The following is a 21,639-nucleotide window of genomic DNA, read 5'->3' on the forward strand; positions in this document are numbered from 1 at the left end:
GTCTGCAAATGAAATCATCACAACGGATCAATTTTCAGCAAACCATCTTCACCTTGCACGAATACTGGGACCAGCAAGGTTGTGTTTTGCTCCAACCTCTAGACATTGAAGTAGGAGCAGGCACCTTTCATCCGGCTACTTTTTTACGGGCGATCGGTCCTGAACCTTGGCGAGCTGCTTATGTTCAACCTTCTCGACGACCTACGGATGGTCGATATGGAAATAACCCCAATCGCACCCAACATTATTATCAATATCAAGTCGTCTTAAAACCCTCCCCGGATAATATCCAGGAACTCTATCTCGGTTCATTAAAAGCATTGGGGATCGATCCTTTAACCCACGATATCCGCTTCGTAGAAGACAATTGGGAAGCTCCGACATTAGGTTCCTGGGGGGTGGGATGGGAAGTTTGGCAAGATGGAATGGAAATTAGTCAGTTTACTTATTTTCAACAAATCGGTGGCCTTTCATGCAAACCTGTAACTGGGGAAATTACTTATGGTTTAGAACGATTAGCCATGTTTCTCCAAGGTGTAGACAACATATTTGATTTAATCTGGACAGAAGGGTCTGATAGACCTATCACCTATGGTCAAATTTTCCATCAAAACGAAGTTGAAATGTCAGCTTATAATTTTGAACACGCCAATGTGGACTCTCTCTTCAATCATTTTGATTTTTACGAAAAAGAGGCTGAACGATTAATTAAAGCAAAAATTCCTCTTGCAGCTTATGAAATGGTATTAAAAGCTTCCCATACTTTTAATCTTTTAGATGCCCGAAAAGCTATTTCGGTTACCGAACGGCAGAGTTATATCTTGCGCGTTAGAAAATTAGCCTATGCGGTAGCAAAAGCGTACTACTCAGCGAGAGAAGAACTTGGTTTTCCAATGTTAAAGGCAGCGAGAGTGTAATGCTTACCCAAGATTTTTTGTTGGAAATTGGTTGCGAAGAATTACCTCCACGTACCTTGGATAAATTATCGTGTACCTTGTCTCAAAATATTAAAAGAGAACTCGAAAAAGTTGAGCTGTCTTTCGAATCTATTCACCGTTATGCAACCCCTCGCAGATTAGCGGTATTAATAAAAAGTTTAACATCGGAACAGCCACCACGTACTTTAGAACGTCAAGGTCCTAGCGTAAAAGCGGCCTTTACTAAAGATGGCACCCCCACAATAGCCTGTTTAGGATTTGCTCGTTCCTGCGGTGTTTTAACGGATCAGCTTCAAATAAAAGAAAGAGAAAAAAAAGCATTTATTTATTGTCGAATTAAACAGCCGGGCCAAGCCACCTGTAAATTACTTCCCGAAATTATTCAATCTGCCATCAAAAACCTCTCTATTCCTAAAGCAATGCGCTGGGGGAGTCATCCTGAATCTTTTGTGCGCCCGGTTCGTTGGGTAACAATGTTATTTGATAAAGAGATCGTACCAACAACCCTTTTAGGCCATGCAGCGGATCGCAAAACGTTTGGGAATCGTTTCCATCACCCAAAGGGTATTACCATCACCCAACCTAGCGACTACCAGCAATTACTGCTAAACCATGGAATGGTTATCGCTGATTTTGATAAGCGACGCGAAAAAATCCGCGAGTTAATTAAAAAAACTGCGGCCTCAAAAGGAGAAGTAATAATTGATGAGGATCTACTAAAAGAAGTAACTGGGATGGTCGAATGGCCCGTAGCACTATTGGGCCATTTTAAACTGGGGTTTCTAAAGCTTCCCCCTGAAGTATTAATCACCACCATGAAAGTTCACCAACGCTGCTTCCCTATAAAAAATAATCAAGGTGATCTCTTGCCTTATTTTATTCTCATCAGCAATATTGCAAGCAAAGATCCTAAATACGTTATTGAAGGAAATGAGCGAGTCATAAATGCAAGATTATCAGATGCCTCCTTTTTCTATCACAACGACCTTAAAGTATCACTCGAAAGTCGACTCCGAAAACTATCAGGAATTATTTTTCAGCAACAATTGGGAACCCTAGCGGATAAAACTACACGCATATACAAACTTACTGATTTCATTGCCAAGCAAATTAAAGTCGATGAAAAGCTAACAAAAAGAGCGGCCTTATTAGCCAAATGTGATTTGCTCAGCGAAATGGTTTATGAATTTCCCAGTTTACAAGGGACAATGGGTTATTATTATGCTTTACATGATAAAGAATCTAACATCATCGCCCAAGGAATTAAAGATCATTATTTACCGAGGTTTTCAGGAGATGAGCTTCCAAAAAACTTAGAAGGGGTCTGCGTGGCTTTAGCAGATCGCTTAGACACACTTATCGGCATTATCGGTATCAATAAATCCCATACGGGCGATAAAGATCCATTTGCCTTGCGCCGAGCCGCTCTAGGAATTTTACGCCTTTTAATTGAAAAAGAACTTCCACTTGATTTATTAGAGTTATTAAAAGAATCAGAAAAAAATTATATTCACCAATTACCCAACCATAATGTGGTCAATCAATCCTTCAATTTCATTATCGAACGGCTTCGCGCTTGGTATCTTGAAAAAAATGTATCTCCTGCAGTTTTTATGGCAGTCCTTTCTGCTCATCCTACAGAACCACTTGATTTTGATCGGCGTATTAAGGCCGTTCAGTATTTTCAAACCTTGCCTGAAGCTAACGCCCTAACGGCTGCCTACAAGCGGGTAAGCAATATTTTAAAAAAACAATCGTCCGAAATGGCGGCCGATCATATCGATACTTCTCTATTCGATTCGGATGTGGAACGCGACCTAGCCGAAGCACTTAAAATTCATACAAAATCAGTCAATAATCTGTACAAAAAATCGGACTATACGAAAGCATTAAGTGAATTGGCCACATTAAAAGATCCTATTGATACGTTCTTCGATAAAGTCATGGTAATGGTCGACGACAAAAAAAAACGTAACAATCGATTAGAACTCTTAACGTCGCTGAGACAGTTATTTACAAAAATTGCTGATATTTCTTTGTTAACATGAATGTCCCCCGAAAAATCAGCGCTTATTCTAAGCGAAGTAATTGAAAAAAAGATCGCTGACGACTCTTTTACCCTACCAAAAAAATAATAAAGAGCAATCGCTTTTACAAAAGCTTTATTCTTTTACAAAAGCTTTATTATGGAGTTTTACGTTGGTACTTTAAATTAAAAATCATTACTCAAGCGTTGCTGCGTTCACCCTTAATTGAGAATTAATTTAACTAAAATAAGTCGAGATAATTATCTTAAATTGCTAAAGGAAAATAGAATTTCTGCACAAAAACTGGATCTCACGCCTACTGCCATTTATCTCAAAGAACCTTGTCCCGTTTACCAATTGCCCGGATTTGATAAAGGTTATATTGTTCTGTGCAAGACATATCAGGACAATATGCTGCTTATCTTTTGAACCTAGAGAATGATCAAACTGTTTTAGACGTGTGTACTGTGCACCGGGCAATAAAACCACTCACATTCTCGAACTTAACCACCCGTTGCGACAATTGATTGTATTATAGATAAAAGCGAACAACGATTAACAAGGATTAAAGAAAATGTGATTCGTTTAGGATCTATCACAAAAATCATTATAACTTTTATAGAGGCTGATGCGCCCTAACCAAATCAATGGGCAGGGAAGAAAAATTACCTTCGAGTGAATTCTACTCGACGGCCCCTGTTGTACCTCTGGCGTCATCAGACGTCATTCGGATATCAAATTACTCCGCCAACCTTCGGATATAACCCAATAACACTATGAAGAACAATTGCGTCTTCTAAGCAGTCTATGGCAGCTACTAAAACCCCGAAGGTGCCTTGCCTTACTTTACTCAACGTGTTCCATCTTGCCTGATGAAAATGAAAAAGTCATTAATGCTTTTTTAACGACGCAAACTACCACCAAAACATCCGCCCTAAAGGTTCTAGGGGCTATTTCATTAATTCACGGAATTTAAATTCTTCCCGGTCAAAATAGAGGCGATGGATTTTACTATGCGCTATTAAAAAAAATTATTCCTTAAGGCGTACAGCTAACACATCACATTTTGCACCATGTAAGACAGTGTTGGCTGTTGAGCCTAGAAGCAATTGGATGCCATGCCGGCCATGACTGCCCACCAGAATCAAATCAACTCCCAAGCTTTCCGCTTGATCCAAAATAAGAAATTTCGCTGGTCCAATTTTTACAATCTGGTGGTCTGAAGGAACATTCAAATTTGAGGAAATATTTTTTATGGATTTCTTAGCTTCTTCAAATAACATATCCTCTACATCCATACCTACAGAAATGCCATAGGCAGCACCGTAGCTACTCATACGTTCCACGGCATGAACCAAATACAATTCAGTCCCTTCTTCCACCATTAACTCTTTAGCTTTTTTAATAAGTAGTTGATCACTCGTTAAGTCTAATGACAAAGCAAGAAGAATTTTCTTATAGGCCATAACTAAGTCCTTTTCAGAAAGGAACTTTATTATAGCGCTGTTAATCATAATCCTTCAAGGATCAAAACTATGGATAACTTGTTATTAATAGGATCAATAGCTTGGATCGCCCCCAACTTATCCACAAATATCCACAGGATATTCTAATTTAACTCCTGCAGAGATTCACAGTGGACTACACTAACAACTCATTAATTTTTAAAAGCTATTAGCCTTATAAACAGTATCAACAGGTTCAAAAACAACTATCAAATAAATTAATATTTAGTTTTAGTGTTTGAAAAACTTGATAGAGACAAAATTACTGAAAGCTATCAGCAGTCTCTGGCTAGCCGTAAATCTGAGCCGGAAATTCTTAGAAAGCAATTCGTTTGTTTGACACGCTGGCGCACCCTGATTTATGATTACGGATCTTTTAATTACCTTGATTAGGTGAACAGTTATGAAACGAACCTATCAGCCCAGCAAACTGAAGCGAAATCGCACACATGGCTTTCGGACACGCATGGCTATTAAAAATGGTCGTCAAGTATTAAATCGGCGCCGAGCAAAAGGCAGAAAACACTTAGTAGTTTGATGAATCATGACTTCTCTACGAGTTGGCGAATCCGTACCACAGCTGAATTTCACCGCGTTTACTTGGGACGTCAACGTTTGTTAGGACATTACTATTTGCTCTATTTTAAAAACAATAACTTAGGTTATCCTCGTTTAGGTGTTGTAGCCAGCCGAAAAAGCTTAAAAAAAGCCGTAATGCGAAATCGTGCAAAACGAATAGTGAAAGAAGATTTTCGTCTTCAAAAGCATCGTCTACCCTCAATAGACATTGTTTTTATAGCAAAATCTCGATCAGAGGAGGTAAGCAAAAAAGAGTTGCATGAATGTGTAAACCGATTATTCAATCAATTGATCATGTAATCCGAAGTATCTTCCTCGGAATGATTAAAATTTATCAATACGTTATAAGTCCTTATGTAGGAAGCGCTTGTCGGTTTTATCCAAGTTGTTCTCGTTATGCTGAAACCGCTTTTAGCCGATTCAATGTAGTAAAAGCGATTTATTTAACCCTTTTCCGGCTCTTAAAATGCCACCCTTTCGATTCGGGGGGGATAGATCAGGTTCCTAAAAACTACAAAAAGTTGACGTAATGACGGATATTAAAAAAGCGATTTTATATATCATTGTGGCCCTTTTAGCTATTGCGCTTTTTAACGCTTGGATGAGTGATTACCCGCCTGATCTGGAGCAAAAACCTAAATCGGTGGGTACGGAAGTGAATGGAAAAACATCCACAGACTATACTCCACCCACGTTCACGCCGGGTACGGCAGAAAAAACCAGAACTGAAGTAGCTGTAGCTTCTACTCTGAATCAAGAAAAAGCTTTCGGAAGGTGGTTAGTTACCGTTAAAACCGACGTTTTGGAACTGGCTATCGACACTCACGGAGGAAATATTGTCTCAGCTAAGTTGCCTAAATATCCGATCTCCTTAGAAGAAAAGCAAACCTGTTTTCAAATTTTGAGTAACGATACGGACCGTTTTTACATCGCTCAAAGCGGCCTAACTAACTTGAATGGGCAAGTTCCTATTCATTACATGGCACAAAAAAAACAGTATGAATTAGCGGATAATCAAAATGAGCTTATTGTTCAATTAAGGGCCCAGACTCCAAATGGCTTGCACATCAGCAAAACCTATACTTTCCATCGCAATGATTATGCTGTGCAGATTGGATACCAAGTGCATAATGGCACAGCTAAACCCTGGGAAGGTAGCCTCTATACTCAAATTACACGGCGCGAGCCTACGGCTGAACACAGGCATTTTTATCTACGAAGTTATAACGGTGTGGCCATTTCCAGTCCGCAAATACCTTACGAAAAGGTAACTTATGAAGCAATGGATAAGCAAAATATTAATCGCACTTCCAAAGATGGCTGGATTGCCATGCAACAGCATTATTTTTTAAGCGCTTGGATTCCAGGCAATCCGGATTTTACGTATCATTATTACAGCCATGTCATTCCCTCTGGAACTGGCCCTAATCTTTACGTTATTGGTTTTGTTAGTCCTCAAATGAGTGTAGCCTCTGGGGAAACAGCTACAAGCTATGCAACATTTTATGTTGGTCCCGAGGTTGTAAAACGCTTAAAAGCATTAGCACCTGGACTAGATCGTACTATTGATTATGGCTGGTTATGGCCAATTTCGACCTTGTTATTTTGGATCATGAGCGCCATCCACGCGGTGGTTAAAAATTGGGGATGGACTATCGTCCTGACGACGATTCTCATCAAAATTGTTTTTTATTGGTTTTCTGCAAAAAGCTTCCGATCGATGGCTCGAATGCGTGAAATGCAGCCTCGTTTGCAAGCCTTAAAAGAGCGCTATGGTGATGATCGACAAGCATTAAGCCGCGCTACAATGGAACTTTATCGTAAAGAAAAAATTAATCCATTGGGTGGCTGTTTACCCATGCTAATCCAGATTCCGGTATTTATTGCATTTTATTACGTGATTATTGAAAGTGTGGAATTGCGCCAAGCGCAATTTATTCTTTGGATTCACGATTTATCTGTTAAAGATCCCTATTATATTCTGCCTATTTTAATGGGGGTGAGTATGTTAGCTCAGCAATCGCTATCACCAACCTCTCCCGATCCCGCCCAACAAAAAGTGATGTGGATTTTGCCAGTTATCTTTACGGTATTTTTTATCAATTTTCCTGTCGGTCTCGTACTGTATTGGTTAGCTAACAACGTGGTACAAACTTTACAGCAATGGTATGTGAATAAAATCTACGAAAGTCATAAAGCTAAATTAAAAATTCGACGGGAAAGAAAGAAGAAATAAAAATTCTACAAAAGGTGTAATACGTGTCTTATTCAATAAAAAAATCTTTGGCTTTTAGTTAACCTCCTCTGAGTCCGGGTTTTCAGTCCTTGACAATGTTATTTATATTTATCCACTTCTGTTCTGCTAGAGCCTTTCCACCTTTTTACCTGATTTAGAAAGACTATGCATTCGTTGTGATTGAGTCTTTTTTCTATATGAGATCGTCCTCCAGCACCTTCGGCCAGCAGTTTTTATTCCGCCTGATAGGCCTGCCATAACAACCTTATAAATACCACTTAGAAAATAAAAAAATCACCTTTTATACTTAAAAAATTATAGTACTTTTATTCAGCCTTTATATTTACCACTTATTTTAGATGGTAATGAGCAACTATAACTGGTTGAAGGCCTAAGGGTGGTAAGATTGTGTTATGATTAACATTTTTTGTATTAGGGTTAGTATCCAATGAAATCATTGCATAAAACCATTGCCGCGCTAGCCACTCCAGCAGGTCGAGGAGGGATAGGTATTATTCGCGTTTCAGGTCCGAGCACGCTCCATATTGCGAAAAAAATCATAGGATTTATTCCTAAACCGCGGTATGCCACCTTGAGTGTATTTAAAGATTCCGAGGGCGCCTTCCTCGATGAAGGAGTTGCCTTGTATTTTCCAAAGCCTAATTCTTTTACAGGTGAGGACGTATTAGAATTACAGGGGCATGGTGGGCCGGTAATTATGGATAGGCTTTTAAAAAATATTATCCAACTAGGAGCTCGATTAGCCCGGCCTGGAGAATTTTCCGAAATAGCTTTTTTAAATAATAAAATTGATTTAGTTCAAGCTGAGGCCATTTCGGATTTAATTAATGCTACTTCGGAACAAGCAGCACGTTCAGCGATTCGTTCGCTCCAAGGTAAATTTTCTAAGCGAATTAATGAATTGGTTAAAGGACTAGTTGAGTTACGCACCTATATTGAAGCAGCTATCGATTTTCCCGAAGAAGAAATTGATTTTTTTACAGATAAAATCCTCCAAGAAAAGCTCGAAAAATTATTAAAAAAGGTCGAAGAAATTGAAACAACAGCAAAACAAGGAGCTCTATTGCGGGATGGTGTCACTGTTGTTATTGCAGGTGAACCCAATGTAGGAAAATCCAGTCTATTGAACTTTTTAAGCGGGCAAGAAACAGCAATCGTTACGGATATTGCAGGTACTACTCGTGATATTTTGCGAGAATCAATTCATATTGATGGGATGCCGATTCACCTATTGGATACGGCGGGATTACGAATTACTCAGGATATCATAGAAAAAGAAGGTGTTCGGCGAACTAAAAAAGCTCTTGAGCGAGCCGATCTTATTTTACTAATGGTAGATGCTTCTCAAGCTTCATCAAGAATGATCAAAAAAACTTTAGCCAATCTTTTCTCTGAAAAAGAAAGTCGAGTTCTAATTATTGTTATTGAAAATAAAATTGATCTGACGGGAGAAAAACCATCAAAGGAAAAGAGCGATTACCTACGGATTAAACTTTCCGCTAAGACAGGAGCCGGTATTGAAATTTTAAAAGAACATTTAAAAGAAATAGTGGGATTAGAAACGACGAATGAAAGTAATTTTATCGCTAGAGGTCGTCATTGTGATGCCATTAGAAGAAGCAGAACGTTTCTTCAAAGTGCTTACGAGCAATTGGTTCATCAAAGAGCGGGTGAACTCGCAGCAGAAGATCTCCTTCATGCTCAGCAAGCTCTATCAGAAATTACCGGTGAATTTACCTCTGATGATTTGCTGGAAAAAATATTTTCGAAATTTTGCATTGGAAAATGATCAAAATAAGAAGTAATCGCTTTATAAAACAATGAATTGTGCTAAAATTCGCCACATGAAAAGTACCACTCAACAATTCGACGTTATTGTAGTTGGAGGGGGCCACGCGGGAACCGAAGCGGCTTTAGCAGCTGCGCGGATGGGTGCTCGAACTTTATTACTTACCCATAACATCGAAACACTCGGACAAATGTCTTGTAATCCTGCAATTGGTGGAATTGGTAAAACCCAGTTGGTTAAAGAAATAGATGCCTTGGGGGGTATCATGGCTTATGCGACTGATCAAGCTGGCATTCACTTTCGCACTCTTAATTCACGGAAGGGCCCAGCAGTTCGCGCGACCCGTGCCCAAGCTGATCGCACTCTCTACAAAGCATCCATCCGCCGAGCATTGGAAAATCAGCCAAACCTCTGGTTATTTCAACAAGCAGTGATTGATTTAATCCAAGAGCATAACCGAGTGAAAGGTGTCGTTACCCAAATAGGTCTTTGCTTTCATGCTCTTGCTGTCATATTGACCGTTGGAACTTTTTTGGGGGGTAAAATTCACATTGGTATAAAAAATTACAGCGGTGGTCGTATGGGGGATCCTCCCGCCCTCGCCCTCGCTGAGCAATTACGAACTATGCCCTTTCGGGTAGAACGGTTAAAAACTGGGACACCTCCGAGGATTGATGGGCGGACCATTGATTATTCTCAACTGGAAGAACAATTGGGTGACCAACCCCTACCTGTGATGTCCTATTGGGGAAAGGTAAGAGAACATCCGAAGCAAATTTCCTGTTTTATTACTCATACTAACGAAAAAACCCATGACATTATTCGCTCGGGATTGAAAACCTCGCCACTCTTTTCCGGCGTTATTGAAGGCATAGGACCCCGTTATTGTCCTTCTATCGAAGATAAAGTGGTTCGGTTTCAAGATCGTCTTTCACATCAAATCTTTTTAGAACCAGAAGGATTGAATACCCCTGAAGTTTATCCTAATGGCGTTTCTACGAGTTTAGATTTTGATGTCCAAGTGGATTTTATACACAGCATAAAAGGATTAGAGAATTGCCACATTACCCGCCTGGGCTATGCTATTGAATATGATTATTTTGATCCGCGTGACTTAAAATCTTCTTTAGAAACGAAGTATCTACCCGGACTTTATTTCGCAGGGCAAATTAACGGCACCACAGGTTATGAAGAGGCAGCAGCTCAAGGCCTTATTGCTGGAATTAATGCTGCTTTGCAAATTCAAGAGCGTGAGCCTTGGACGCCGGGGCGTGATGAAGCGTACATTGGGGTTTTAATTGATGATCTCATTACCCGAGGTACTAAAGAACCCTATCGCATGTTCACGAGTCGTTCGGAATATCGGTTATTGTTGCGCCAAGACAATGCAGATTTACGACTGACCCAAAAAGGATGGGAATTGGGGTGCGTGGACAATTTCCGGTGGGAATCTTTTATCCGTAAAAAGGAAATGATTGAGAAAGAACAACAACGATTAAAAAAATATTTGATTAAACCCAATACAATTATGGCGCAAGCTATTGAAACACGGTTTCAACAAACGTTAGAACGAGAATATTCTTTATTAGATCTTTTGCGTCGGCCAGAAATTACTTATTACCAATTGATGGATATTGAAAAGTTAGGGCCAGCAGTTTTAGATGCGGTTGCGGCTGAACAAATCGAAATTCAAGCAAAATACGAAGGCTATTTAGCCCACCAACGGGTGGAAATTTCCCGTCAAAAAAAATATGAAAGCGCACCAATTCCTCCAACAATGAATTATGAAGAAATTTCTGGTTTATCCAATGAGGTCCGCCAAAAATTACTGGAAATTAAACCTACTACCGTGGGTCAAGCAGGTCGCATTCCCGGAGTTACTCCTGCAGCAATTTCTTTATTGCTTGTTCATTTTAAAAAAAGAGGAATTTTCTGAGCATCCCACTTTTTTTCTACAGCATGTTTCTTCCTTAGCTTAAAAGCGATGAGGGAAAAATTAAAGAAAAACATCGAGGTTTTGAAAATTAATATCTCGGAAAGAGCGCAGCAAACGATGTTCGATTTTATTATTTTTCTTCAAAAAAGGACAAACTGTTTTAGATATTGGAAGTAGGGGCGGTTTTCCAGGGCTGCCTTTAGAATTGACCTGTCCAGATAAACATTTTACTCTACTCAATAGAAAATCCAAGAAAATCGCTTCCTTACGCTAGACGGTACTCATTTTTAGTTAACTAACGTAAGCGTGGTAGAATCCTGGGTAGAAATATATCAGCCCAAAGGATACTTTGAAGAGCAATCACGGCTCGCGCTTTTGGTCCTATAAGTTAATTGTGGATCAGAGCCAACATTTACTTTGCCCCCACGGACGATGGTTTATAATGAAAGGCACCTATCCGACGGAGAAATTACAAGAGCGATCGAACAATCCGATTTGGGTACATCGCTTGCTTGTGCCAGGTTTAACAGCGGAGCGTCATCTTGTCGAGATTGAAAACAGCAATAATTGCCGTAGCCAACCAAAAAGGGGGAGTCGGTAAGACCACGTCAGCGGTCAACCTCGCAGCTTCGTTAGCGGCAGCGAAACGCCGTATTTTGTTAATTGATATAGATCCGCAAGGTAGTGCCACGGTGGGCTCGGGAGTGGACAAACAAACCATTACTTCTTCAACTAACGATGTCCTTTTGGGGAATGTTACTGTACAACAGGCTATGATCTCTACAAGTTGGAAATACGATTTACTCCCTGCCAATGGTGGACTTACCGTGGCTGAAGTCCGCTTATTGAAAGCAGGACAGAGGGAATATTGTTTAGAAGAAGCGTTAAAGTCCATTAAGAATGCGTATGATTTTATTTTGATCGATTGCCCTCCTTCTTTAAATATGTTGACGGTGAATGCGTTAGTCGCGGCAGACAGTGTTTTAATTCCCATTCAATGTGAATATTATGCTTTAGAAGGTTTAACTAGTTTGCTGTCGAGTATCGAGCGGATTCGAAAAGCGGCCAACCCCGCGCTGAAAATTGAGGGATTATTACGAACAATGTACGATGGGCGCAATCGGCTGACTGTGGAAGTTTCCGAACAGTTACTCGCCCATTTTGGTGAGAAAGTTTATAAAACAGTTATTCCCCGAAATGTTCGTTTAGCAGAAGCACCCAGCCATGGTTTGCCCGTGATGAAATATGATAAAAGTTCTCAGGGGGCAGATGCCTATTTAGCTTTAGCGGGAGAAATAATGTGTTATCATGAGGTATTACAATGACACAAAAGCGGGGTCTTGGACGAGCATTAAGTGAGCTGGGATTAAATGAATTACTGACTGACATTAACTACTCAAGCGCGTCATTTTCCCAAAACAGCGAATTAAAGAAATTATCAATCGAGAAGATCCAGCCGGGTCGTTATCAGCCGCGGCAGCACATAAATAAAGAAGCCTTAAAAGAATTGGCCAGTTCGATTCGTTCACAGGGTATCATTCAACCTATTGTCGTTCGATCTCTTGGTACTCATTACGAAATAATTGCCGGTGAGCGTCGTTGGCGAGCAGCACAGTTAGCTGGACTGAAGGAAATTCCTGTTGTTATTCGCTCAATTTCTGATCAGGCCGCCATAGCCATCTCGCTTATTGAGAATATTCAGCGACAAAATTTAAATGTTATAGAAGAAGGAGTTGCTTTGCAACGATTATTAAATGAATTTTCCATGACTCATCAGGAAGTGGCTGAAGCTGTTGGTAAATCCCGTGCGAGCGTTACTAATCTATTGCGACTCTTAAAATTGAATTCTGATGTCCGTCAATTGCTCGAAGAAGGTCATTTAAATATGGGCCATGCTCGGGCTTTATTGGCGGTAGAGGAGGGGGTGCGTCAAAGCAACATAGCTAAAGACATTGTAAATAAAGGTTTGTCTGTGCGCGAAACGGAAAAATTAATTCGCCAGTTACAAGAGAATGGAAAAAGTCAAATACTTCGTACTTTTTCGGATCCAGACGTTGCACGCTTACAAAAGGATTTATCAGATAAATTAGGTGCTACAGTGGCTATTCGGCATAATCCAAAAGGTAAGGGTAAACTTATCATTCATTATAATAGCACGGATGAATTGGAGGGAATTTTAGAACGAATACGATAATAATGATGATTTATTTTTTATGGATAAACCGAAAGTTCAAATTAAATCCAAACTCATTGTCATTACTCATCAATTTTTATTGGGTTTAGGAGCTAGATCGCGCTGCCCGCTTTCTTACTCTTAAAGTTCATTTAGATTGTGATTTAGGAAATTGGAAGCCTAGAAAAAGCTGAATTATTTAATTAGTATTGAGAAATCTTTTGGCGTTGAATTGCCCGAATCCTTAATAGCGGAAGCGAAGCGATTAAAAGACTTGGTGGAAATAATAAAAGAAGCGCAACCTTTCTTGATACAGAGGAAAAAGCGAGAACTTATTTCAAAGCTTCCTCCCACTCATACAGCCCATTTTTTAGAAAAAAAATTAATCGAAGTTGTAACTCTTTATGCAAAAAATTATCTTAAACAGCAAAATATTTATTTACAGAATGAACGAAGAGATGAAACTATTATCTGCTACGAAGAATTTTTTAGTAAAGCAAAAACCTTCGCTAACGGATTAATTTATAAAGGCTTAACGTCCTGAGAAACCATTGCTATTATGCTTCCTACCTTGTGTGAATTTTTTTATGCTTTTTAGGAACTCTACTTACCGGTGGTATCCCTGTTCATCTTTATCCTCCGTTTCATATGGATCAACTTAAAAAGTATGCAAACTTTTGGTCGTGCTAAGTGTGAAGCACTTATATTGCAAACGGTTTAAACTCTATAGATTTTAAAATGAGGACTTTTTTCCTGTTTACGGGTTATCAGAATGTTCTTTAGCACTCACCTTTCCGCGACTGAATCGCTCGTCGCGCATCGATCGCATTAAACGATTTCCTTTTAAAAAAGAAGGAACAGCTGTACCTGTTTTGTTTGGAGAAAAAAATTATTATGAATTTGTTTCTTGCGGAAGCGTATTAAAAAAATCATGAAATTCGTATTTTTGATGGGTGATAATAACCAACTAGTGGCGGAACGAACGGTAGGAAGTATTCAATTTAAAGGACTTTCTGCCATGCAAGGTTATTGTCGAAATAATCAGGAGACTCAGGCAGCTTTTCATCAAGGCTGCTGAGATACACGCGATCTTGGTTATTTAGTTAGTCAACGGAGAACTTTTTATTACGAGAAGTAAAAAAAGATTTAATCGTTAAAGCCGGTCATAATTATTACCCTACCTAAATTGAAGAAATTGTTAGTCTGGTTGAAGGGATGCGCAGAGGTTCGGTAGTAGCATTTGGAGTTAAAGATAAAAAATCAGCCACCAAAAAGTTGATTATCGTTGCTGAAATAAAAAGTTTTGATGAAAAATCACGTTGAGATAGAGAACAAAATTGTCAGCAGGATGGATGGTTTCACAAATGGGGCTTCCCTACCCGATGAAGTAATCTTAGCATCGGCGCACGCGGTTCTAAAAAACATCCAGCGGAAAATTCCGCCGCTCTTCCTGCCAACAAGCGTATCTCGCTGGAAAATTAAGTTGTACATTTCTTCACCAAAATAGCAATTGGCTAAATTATTCTTCCAAGGTACACTTAAATTAAGAAGATAAAAAAATGTAATATTTATCTGGGGAAAGATTCTATATAATTATAATATTTATCTCTTTGTTATTCTAGTGGTAACGATTCCATTTTTATAGTTGTTAGTAGATATTTTACCATCCCAAAAATCAGCCTCGCTATTTAAATATTGGGCGCAATTAATTTTGAGATTGAAGTTATCTCTAACCATAATTGAGGGAAAAGAAAATATCAATAAGGAGGCGAAAGTCTATGTGGTAAATCAGATAAATTATATTGATATTATAATTTTAGTAAGTATTTTTCTGGAAGGAATTGATTTTATTGGTAAAATGGAATATTAAAAATTCCAATGATAAAAAGCTTTATTAAACAACTAAATTTACTAACTGTCGATCACATGGATTTTTCTAAAAGTTGCTCAGATACTAATTACATTGAAGAAAGGCTAAGCAAAGACGATCCATACTTATTTTTCCCGAAGCGAAGTTTAGTTGCGCAACGGGAATACGCCCTTTTAAATTAGGCACTTTAAAAATAGCTGTTGAATATTGAATCAGTGAACTCCCATTCGTCCTATTGCTATTTTTGGGCGAGGAAAATCCTACGTGCTACTCGTTTTTTGCTTAAACCAGCAAAAGTCAAAATTACTACCTGTCCATCTTTTTCCTGAAGGAATAGACTGTGATGAGATATGCGATTGCAACATCAAACACGCCTGCTAATTGACAAATATACGGTCAAACATACGAGAGAACAAACCATTAATTTAATAACAGCGAGATTTTCTGAGGGAAGTTAGCTATTAATACTTCAAAAATAATAAAACGAGGAATTATCACTTTGGCTTTATATGACTTAGCTAACTCTGCTTTTTCTACGGTGATTTTGACTTTTATTTTTTCTCCTTATTTTACTGAAAAAGTAGTTATTAATAATTTGTGGAGACTTTTCGTAATGGGGAACAGTTATTGCTATAGCAGGATTATGCATTGCTCTTTTAAATCCGCCCTTTGGGACTATTGCCGATTATGAAGGCCGGAGAAAACCCTGGGTGATGATTTTTGTGGGATTATCTATATTTTCAAGAGCCCTACTCCTAGGTTTACTCAACCCAATTCTGTTTATGTAATGTGGGAGCTTTGGTTTGGCTCGTATTTGGCGAAATCAGGGTAGAGGTAATATAGTATTTTATAATTCCATGCTGGGGGGGCTGTGGGATTTAGCACCTAAAAAAATATTTAGGTCGTATTTCAGGGTTGGGGTGGGGTTTATTAGGCTATCTTGGGGGACTTGTTAGTTTGTTAATTGCGCTCTTTGCATTTATTCCAGGTAATCTTGTTTAGCATTAATAATGCGACGCAAGAACATATTCGGGTGATAAGACCTTTTGTAACGTGCTAGTATTTTATTTTTTTCTTTGCCTTTGTAATTGGGACGCCTGATCGCCATCCTACTCGAATGCCTTATAAGCAAGCAGTACGGTTGAGTTTGAAATAATTTTGACAAACGCTTCGCCGATTGCCTAAGTACAAAGAAGCCTTTAAATTTTTAATCGCGCGCATGATATATATCGATGGCTTTAATAGCATCTTTGCTTTCGGACGAATTTATACGGCACGAAGATTTGGTGTGAGTTTTACATAAGTGGTTCTTCAGTTTGGGATCACTTTAAATATCGTGGCCTGTTTAGGAACTATAGTTTTTGCATAGTTAGATGATTTTTTGGGCCCAAATCTAAGATCTTAATTTCCTTGGGAATTATTTTACTCAGTAGTATTGCTATAGCCTTAGTAAAAACCCCATTTTTTTTAGTTTTTGGAATGGTGTTTATCTTTAGTGGTAGGCCCTGTCAATGCTGCTAGTCGATCATTAATGATTAAGCTAGCGCCGCCCTCATAATGACCAAGATGTTTGGCCTTTATGCATTTTCGGGGAAAGTCAAAGACTTTATGGACCCTTGGTTTATTGGCCTCTTTACAGTTCTTTTCAGTAGCCAACGGGTGGGAATGAGTGTGGTATTTTAGTTTTTAGCTCTTGGAGGACTTATTTTATTTTTTGTGAATGTCACTAAAAGAGACTTATTTTTTAAAGCATTGAATTTATTTTCTCAACTTCTGTATATTTTTGACTTAATCTTGAAACCAGCCTATCATTCAAGAAAGGCTCAACAATTAGGAGGTCCTGAATTGTTACCTTTTTTGTGATTGCTCTGATTGCCACCATATTTAGATTTACAGGTATATTTTCAGCTTTACTTCAGCTAGGATTGTGAAAGTTCTATTCATTAGCAGCTCTCCTCTTAAGGAGTAGGGATGACTAGTGAAATATAAGGAAATTAATCATACTGACTTGAGTACTAATATTTCTTGTTATTGCGCTCATCACAGCGCTTTTGGCTTTACCGGTATTACTACGAGTGTGTCCACGAGCATGACTAAGGTTATCTTATTCATATTTTTGGTTCTTTTTATTTTTTTCTTTTCTTTTCTTTTTATTATCTTATTGATAATTTATATAATATATTTTGAGGACACGAAAGAAGGATGCTAGAGATGCCGATGTATCAACCAACTGCATCAATGTTCACTGTGGAATCGCATTCCTAACAGGAGCTTCTGATTAACCTTGCTACCCCTGCCAAAAATCTATATACTCGCGAAATTCTAACCGTTTTTCGATGGCAGTGGAGGGGGCTTCATGCGTCAAAAGTCTCCTCTAAATAAGGTGACGCGATCAGCTCGCGTGATTGCTTACCGGCTAGTTGGACTGCAAGCAATGATCGTAGTTGTCGTTGCCTTGGGATGGTGGTGGATAAAGGGGGTGATAGAGGGTCTGTCTGTGCTTCTAGGAGGTATGGCCTGTTTGTTACCGAGTCTCTATTTTGCTCATTGTTTATTTGCTACCACAAGCCCTCGAGTGGTCAAACAAAGTATGGTCAGCTTCTATTTAGGAGAAGTGATCAAATTGGCACTAAGTGCTGGAATGGTAATTGTAATTATCTTATACATCTCAGTTTCTATTGTGCCGTTTATTATGGGATTTGTGGGAGCTCAATTTGGATTTTGGCTCGCAGCATTAGTTGTTAAATTAGATTTAAATTAGATAGGGTGTAAATGAGCACACAGGCTAACTTAACATCAGCCGAATATGTTCAACATCATATGGTACATTGGAAGTTGAACCTGCATAATTTTACATTTACGGATGGCGGCTTTTGGACACTTAATCTCGATACACTTATTATTTCTATAGTGCTTGGTCTCTTATTTCTTACTCTCTTTTATATGATTGCACGGCGTGCAACAGTCAATACTCCCGGGAAAGGACAAAATTTTGTAGAAATGGCTGTGGAAGCAGTCGACAATACCGTTAAAGATTCTTTTCATGGCGATCGAAGTTTAGTGGCGCCGCTAGCGCTAACTATTTTCATTTGGGTATTTTTAATGAATTTTATGGATCTTGTGCCCGTTGATTTAATACTCCGCTTGTTTGATTTTGCTGATGTAGAGCATTTCAAAGCAGTTCCTACCGCAGACCCCACCTTGACCTTTGCTATGTCGATTACTGTTTTTATTTTGGTTATTTTTTACAACTTCAAAATGAAAGGCGCTATCGGCTTAGGGAAGGAAGTTTTAAGCCGACCATTTGGCTGGTATCTCATGCCTATTAATGTAATTTTTCGTTTAATTGATGAAGGGGTTAAACCGATTTCCTTGGCGTTGCGACTTTTTGGAAATCTTTTTGCAGGAGAATTAATTTTCATATTAATTGCGTTGTTACCCTGGTGGAGTCAATTTACATTAGGCATGGTTTGGACTGTATTCCACTTGTTGGTGATCACAGTTCAGGCATTTATTTTTATGATGTTGACGGTTGTATATATCAGCCTCGCAGCGGAATCACATTAATATTAAAGAGGAGAAGTTGGATGAATATTGCTCAGTTAATTGCAAGTGTGCAAGGGCTTTCAGCGATTGCAGCAGGCTTATTTATTGGGCTTGCAGCTATGGGAACGGCCATTGGCTTTGGGATGCTCGGGGGGAAGTTTTTGGAAGGTGTGGCTCGACAGCCTGAATTGTCCACTATGTTAATGATTCGTATGTTTTTAATGGCAGGATTAGTAGATGCATTTGCGGCTATCTCGCTGGTGATGGGTTTAATTTTGATTTTTGCTCGAAATCCATTTTTGAATGCCGTAGTGAAAGCTGTAGGCAGAGCCGCCGCTGGTCAATAAAACCAAGCTTAGTTCGTGGATCGGTGAGTGGAAGTGCGAAGTGAAAAGAGGTAATTAGAGTGGATATTAATGTGTCGTTGATTGTACAAATGCTAGTTTTTATAGTCTTTATTGGATTAACGATGAAGTTTATATGGCCGCCAATGATAAAGGCACTAGAAACTCGGCGTAAAAATATCGCGGATGGATTAGCTGCTGCGGAAAAGGGACATAAGGAGCTTAAACTAGCAGAAATTAAAGCGAAAGAAGCATTAGTAGAAGCGAAAGCACAAGCGGCTCAAATAATTGAACAAGCAAACCAACGCGCGAATCACATAATTGAAACTGCTAAAAATAAAGCGCGCGAAGAAGGGGCACAACTTTTGCAGTTAGCAAAAAATGATATTGAACAGAAATACAATGCGGCAAAGACGGAATTGCTTAAGCAGGTATCCGAGATCGCCGTGGCAGGCGCGCAAAAAATTTTGCAACGTGAAGTAGATAAAGCCAGCAATGATCATTTGGTTGATGAATTGGTTAGTGAGATTTAAGGATGGCCTTACATTTAACACTTGCAAGACCCTACGCCAAAGCACTCTTTGCGGAAGCTAAAGAGACAGATCAATTAGCCTCTTGGTGGACAGTGTTAAATGCACTTGCAAAAATTATTAAAAATAAATCAATAATTCCAATAATTAATGATCCCAATATTTCAAATAAAGAAACAAAAGATTTATTGCTTGAGCTACTTTCTGAAATTAATCCAGAAACTACTGATATCCCAAAAGAAAGATTGGAGAATTTTCTTCAATTACTGATGAATGAAAAAAGATTAATTGCTTTACCCAATATCGCTTTGCTCTACTTTAATCTTTTAAGTGACTATCAAGGTGTAACAGAGGCTGAAATTATATCGGCTTTTTCTTTAAGTAATCACCAGCGAAAACAAGTTAAAAAGAAGCTGGAAAAACGATTTAATGCCAAAGTGAAATTAAAAGTCACAATCGATGAATCTTTGATAGGAGGCGCTATTATTCGCGCTGGTAATTGGGTCATGGATGGTTCTATTAGAGGCAAGCTAACCCGATTGTCAGAAAATTTAAAGGGGTAATATTTTATGACGAGGCAATTACGAGCAGCTGAAATTAGCGACATTATTAAATCGCGGATTGAAAAGTTTGGTATTAAAGCTGAAGAGCGTACAGAAGGCACTATCGTTAATCTCAAAGATGGTATTGTTCGAGTTTATGGGCTGCGCGATTTTATGTTCGGGGAAATGATCGAATTTCCAGAAAATACCTTTGGTTTAGCGTTTAACCTCGAGCGTGATTCAGTCGGGGCCGTCGTAATGGGGCCGTATGAACATTTAGAAGAAGGGATGACGGCCCGCTGTACCGGACAAATTTTGGAAGTTCCCATGGGCGAAGCTTTGTTAGGACGAGTAGTGAATGCTCTGGGTAAGCCTATCGACGGCAAGGGTCCTATTGAAACCACACTCACTTCCCCAATTGAAAAAGTTGCACCCGGCGTAATTACTCGAAAATCTGTAGATACACCTTTGCAAACTGGAATTAAATCAATCGATGCAATGGTTCCGATTGGTCGTGGTCAACGGGAATTGATTATCGGCGATCGTCAAACAGGAAAAACTGCTATTGCTATTGATACGATCATTAATCAAAAGAATACCGGTGTAAAATGTATTTACGTTGCCATTGGGCAAAAGCAGTCCTCCATTGCAGCCGTGGTGCGCAAATTAGAAGAACACGGAGCGATGGAGCACACCATTATTGTGAATGCAAGTGCTTCAGAAGCGGCTGCTTTACAGTATTTAGCTCCCTATGCGGGATGCTCGATGGGAGAGTATTTTAGAGATCGTGGGCAAAATGCATTAATTATTTATGATGATTTAACTAAACAGGCCTGGGCGTATCGTCAAATATCCCTTTTATTACGTCGCCCACCGGGACGTGAAGCTTACCCGGGCGATGTCTTTTATTTACATTCCCGATTATTGGAAAGAGCAGCCCATGTTAATGAACACTATGTAGAACAATTTACCGAAGGAAAAGTAAAAGGTAAAACCGGTTCGCTTACAGCATTACCCATTATTGAAACTCAAGCGGGTGATGTCTCGGCATTCATTCCAACCAATGTGATATCAATTACGGACGGACAAATTTATTTAGATGTTAATTTATTTAATGCTGGTATTCGTCCTGCTATTAATGCTGGTTTATCTGTTTCGCGAGTGGGTGGGGTAGCACAAACTAAAATTATTAAAAAATTGATTGGCGGTTTGCGAATTGCTTTGGCGCAATACCGTGAGTTGGAAGCTTTTGCTCAATTTGCATCCGATTTGGATGAAACTACTCGCAAACAATTAGAGCATGGACAGCGAGTAATTGAAGTGCTGAAACAACCTCAATACCAGCCCTTAAGCGTTGCAGAGATGGCCATTTTATGGTACGTCGTGAATAATAATTATTTGGAAGATGTAGAGTTGAAAAAAGTAGTAGATTTCGAAAAATCCTTAATAAGTTTTGTTCACGATCAGCATCAAGATTTATTAGATGAGATTAATAAGAATCCGGATTATTCCGAGTGGGTGATTGAAAAAATTAAAGCCGTTATAGAGGAATTTAAGAAAACACAGGCTTATTAATTCTGGATATTGATTTAATTATAACATT

The 21,639-nt window shown here is 39.0% G+C and carries 21 protein-coding genes and 2 pseudogenes; 22 read left to right on the top strand and 1 reads right to left on the bottom strand.

What is annotated here, in order from left to right:
- The first annotated feature begins 8 nt into the window (after positions 1-8).
- The 4 genes and pseudogenes from glyQ (at position 9) to CleRt_RS13690 (ending at position 3,941) form a co-directional block, all read left to right on the top strand.
- Positions 9-917: a glycine--tRNA ligase subunit alpha gene (glyQ, locus tag CleRt_RS00080; RefSeq protein ID WP_048874737.1), complete on the top strand. Its 909-nt coding sequence runs from the start codon at positions 9-11 to the stop codon at positions 915-917.
- On the top strand, positions 917-2,986 hold the full coding sequence (gene glyS / locus CleRt_RS00085; protein ID WP_048874738.1) for a glycine--tRNA ligase subunit beta: 2,070 nt from the start codon (positions 917-919) through the stop codon (positions 2,984-2,986). The genes glyQ and glyS overlap by 1 nt, the downstream gene beginning before the upstream one ends.
- Positions 2,987-3,190: 204 nt before the next feature.
- Complete coding sequence (locus CleRt_RS13685; protein WP_371440235.1) at positions 3,191-3,394, top strand: hypothetical protein; 204 nt, start codon at positions 3,191-3,193, stop codon at positions 3,392-3,394.
- A gap of 250 nt (positions 3,395-3,644) precedes the next feature.
- Positions 3,645-3,941 (top strand): annotated as a pseudogene (locus CleRt_RS13690) (hypothetical protein).
- Positions 3,942-3,996: 55 nt separating this feature from the next.
- Here the strand turns inward: CleRt_RS13690 and CleRt_RS00090 are convergent.
- The gene (locus tag CleRt_RS00090; RefSeq protein ID WP_048874739.1) at positions 3,997-4,431 is read right to left on the bottom strand and encodes a universal stress protein; all 435 of its coding nucleotides are present in this window, start codon (positions 4,429-4,431) and stop codon (positions 3,997-3,999) included.
- Between the two features lie 442 nt (positions 4,432-4,873).
- Between CleRt_RS00090 and rpmH the strand changes: the two genes are divergently transcribed.
- The 18 genes and pseudogenes from rpmH (at position 4,874) to atpA (ending at position 21,611) form a co-directional block, all read left to right on the top strand.
- On the top strand, positions 4,874-5,008 hold the full coding sequence (gene rpmH, locus CleRt_RS00095) for a 50S ribosomal protein L34 (protein ID WP_048874740.1): 135 nt from the start codon (positions 4,874-4,876) through the stop codon (positions 5,006-5,008).
- Positions 5,008-5,349 carry a ribonuclease P protein component gene (gene rnpA, locus CleRt_RS00100; protein ID WP_048874741.1) on the top strand — a complete coding sequence of 114 codons (342 nt, stop codon included), beginning with the start codon at positions 5,008-5,010 and terminating at the stop codon, positions 5,347-5,349. Before rpmH ends, rnpA begins: the two co-directional genes overlap by 1 nt.
- Positions 5,313-5,579: a membrane protein insertion efficiency factor YidD gene (yidD, locus tag CleRt_RS00105; protein ID WP_048874742.1), complete on the top strand. Its 267-nt coding sequence runs from the start codon at positions 5,313-5,315 to the stop codon at positions 5,577-5,579. The genes rnpA and yidD overlap by 37 nt, the downstream gene beginning before the upstream one ends.
- The gene (gene yidC, locus CleRt_RS00110; RefSeq protein ID WP_048874743.1) at positions 5,579-7,285 is read left to right on the top strand and encodes a membrane protein insertase YidC; all 1,707 of its coding nucleotides are present in this window, start codon (positions 5,579-5,581) and stop codon (positions 7,283-7,285) included. Before yidD ends, yidC begins: the two co-directional genes overlap by 1 nt.
- A gap of 448 nt (positions 7,286-7,733) precedes the next feature.
- A complete protein-coding gene (mnmE, locus tag CleRt_RS00115) occupies positions 7,734-9,095 on the top strand; it encodes a tRNA uridine-5-carboxymethylaminomethyl(34) synthesis GTPase MnmE (protein WP_048874744.1) in 1,362 nt (453 codons plus the stop codon).
- 55 nt (positions 9,096-9,150) lie between these two features.
- Positions 9,151-11,031: a tRNA uridine-5-carboxymethylaminomethyl(34) synthesis enzyme MnmG gene (gene mnmG / locus CleRt_RS00120; protein ID WP_048875738.1), complete on the top strand. Its 1,881-nt coding sequence runs from the start codon at positions 9,151-9,153 to the stop codon at positions 11,029-11,031.
- A 166-nt stretch (positions 11,032-11,197) separates the two neighbouring features.
- On the top strand, positions 11,198-11,305 hold the full coding sequence (locus CleRt_RS13695) for an RsmG family class I SAM-dependent methyltransferase (RefSeq protein ID WP_371440277.1): 108 nt from the start codon (positions 11,198-11,200) through the stop codon (positions 11,303-11,305).
- Between the two features lie 277 nt (positions 11,306-11,582).
- Positions 11,583-12,356 carry a ParA family protein gene (locus tag CleRt_RS00125; RefSeq protein ID WP_048874745.1) on the top strand — a complete coding sequence of 258 codons (774 nt, stop codon included), beginning with the start codon at positions 11,583-11,585 and terminating at the stop codon, positions 12,354-12,356.
- Entirely contained in the window at positions 12,347-13,225 is an 879-nt protein-coding gene (locus CleRt_RS00130) for a ParB/RepB/Spo0J family partition protein (RefSeq protein ID WP_442778089.1), read from the top strand. The genes CleRt_RS00125 and CleRt_RS00130 overlap by 10 nt, the downstream gene beginning before the upstream one ends.
- A gap of 211 nt (positions 13,226-13,436) precedes the next feature.
- Complete coding sequence (locus CleRt_RS10870; protein ID WP_048874747.1) at positions 13,437-13,748, top strand: hypothetical protein; 312 nt, start codon at positions 13,437-13,439, stop codon at positions 13,746-13,748.
- Between the two features lie 387 nt (positions 13,749-14,135).
- Positions 14,136-14,282, top strand: coding sequence for a hypothetical protein (locus CleRt_RS10875; protein ID WP_235379052.1), 147 nt, complete (start codon positions 14,136-14,138; stop codon positions 14,280-14,282).
- A 910-nt stretch (positions 14,283-15,192) separates the two neighbouring features.
- Positions 15,193-15,285, top strand: a pseudogene (locus CleRt_RS13700) (hypothetical protein); the annotation flags it as partial.
- Between the two features lie 2,145 nt (positions 15,286-17,430).
- Positions 17,431-17,835, top strand: a complete 405-nt coding sequence (locus tag CleRt_RS00155; protein ID WP_048874751.1) for an ATP synthase subunit I — start codon at positions 17,431-17,433, stop codon at positions 17,833-17,835.
- 11 nt (positions 17,836-17,846) lie between these two features.
- A complete protein-coding gene (atpB, locus tag CleRt_RS00160; protein WP_048874752.1) occupies positions 17,847-18,641 on the top strand; it encodes a F0F1 ATP synthase subunit A in 795 nt (264 codons plus the stop codon).
- 20 nt (positions 18,642-18,661) lie between these two features.
- Positions 18,662-18,967: a F0F1 ATP synthase subunit C gene (atpE, locus tag CleRt_RS00165; protein ID WP_048874753.1), complete on the top strand. Its 306-nt coding sequence runs from the start codon at positions 18,662-18,664 to the stop codon at positions 18,965-18,967.
- Positions 18,968-19,026: 59 nt separating this feature from the next.
- Positions 19,027-19,497, top strand: coding sequence for a F0F1 ATP synthase subunit B (locus CleRt_RS00170; RefSeq protein WP_048874754.1), 471 nt, complete (start codon positions 19,027-19,029; stop codon positions 19,495-19,497).
- 2 nt (positions 19,498-19,499) lie between these two features.
- Positions 19,500-20,057, top strand: coding sequence for a F0F1 ATP synthase subunit delta (locus tag CleRt_RS00175; protein WP_048874755.1), 558 nt, complete (start codon positions 19,500-19,502; stop codon positions 20,055-20,057).
- A 6-nt stretch (positions 20,058-20,063) separates the two neighbouring features.
- A complete protein-coding gene (gene atpA / locus CleRt_RS00180) occupies positions 20,064-21,611 on the top strand; it encodes a F0F1 ATP synthase subunit alpha (RefSeq protein ID WP_048874756.1) in 1,548 nt (515 codons plus the stop codon).
- Positions 21,612-21,639: the final 28 nt, after the last annotated feature.

The sequence above is a fragment of the Candidatus Coxiella mudrowiae genome (assembly GCA_001077715.1).
GTDB classification, from domain to species: Bacteria; Pseudomonadota; Gammaproteobacteria; order Coxiellales; family Coxiellaceae; genus Coxiella; species Coxiella mudrowiae.

Coding starts and splice junctions, on each gene's coding strand:
- mnmE (WP_048874744.1), top strand. CDS start 7,734: ATGAAATCATTGCATAAAACCATTGCCGCGCTAGCCACTCCAGCAGGT.
- rnpA (WP_048874741.1), top strand. CDS start 5,008: ATGAATCATGACTTCTCTACGAGTTGGCGAATCCGTACCACAGCTGAA.
- atpE (WP_048874753.1), top strand. CDS start 18,662: ATGAATATTGCTCAGTTAATTGCAAGTGTGCAAGGGCTTTCAGCGATT.
- mnmG (WP_048875738.1), top strand. CDS start 9,151: ATGAAAAGTACCACTCAACAATTCGACGTTATTGTAGTTGGAGGGGGC.
- yidD (WP_048874742.1), top strand. CDS start 5,313: ATGTGTAAACCGATTATTCAATCAATTGATCATGTAATCCGAAGTATC.
- glyQ (WP_048874737.1), top strand. CDS start 9: ATGAAATCATCACAACGGATCAATTTTCAGCAAACCATCTTCACCTTG.
- atpB (WP_048874752.1), top strand. CDS start 17,847: ATGAGCACACAGGCTAACTTAACATCAGCCGAATATGTTCAACATCAT.
- rpmH (WP_048874740.1), top strand. CDS start 4,874: ATGAAACGAACCTATCAGCCCAGCAAACTGAAGCGAAATCGCACACAT.
- CleRt_RS00155 (WP_048874751.1), top strand. CDS start 17,431: ATGCGTCAAAAGTCTCCTCTAAATAAGGTGACGCGATCAGCTCGCGTG.
- glyS (WP_048874738.1), top strand. CDS start 917: ATGCTTACCCAAGATTTTTTGTTGGAAATTGGTTGCGAAGAATTACCT.
- CleRt_RS00175 (WP_048874755.1), top strand. CDS start 19,500: ATGGCCTTACATTTAACACTTGCAAGACCCTACGCCAAAGCACTCTTT.
- CleRt_RS10875 (WP_235379052.1), top strand. CDS start 14,136: ATGAAATTCGTATTTTTGATGGGTGATAATAACCAACTAGTGGCGGAA.
- yidC (WP_048874743.1), top strand. CDS start 5,579: ATGACGGATATTAAAAAAGCGATTTTATATATCATTGTGGCCCTTTTA.
- atpA (WP_048874756.1), top strand. CDS start 20,064: ATGACGAGGCAATTACGAGCAGCTGAAATTAGCGACATTATTAAATCG.
- CleRt_RS00090 (WP_048874739.1), bottom strand. CDS start 4,431: ATGGCCTATAAGAAAATTCTTCTTGCTTTGTCATTAGACTTAACGAGT.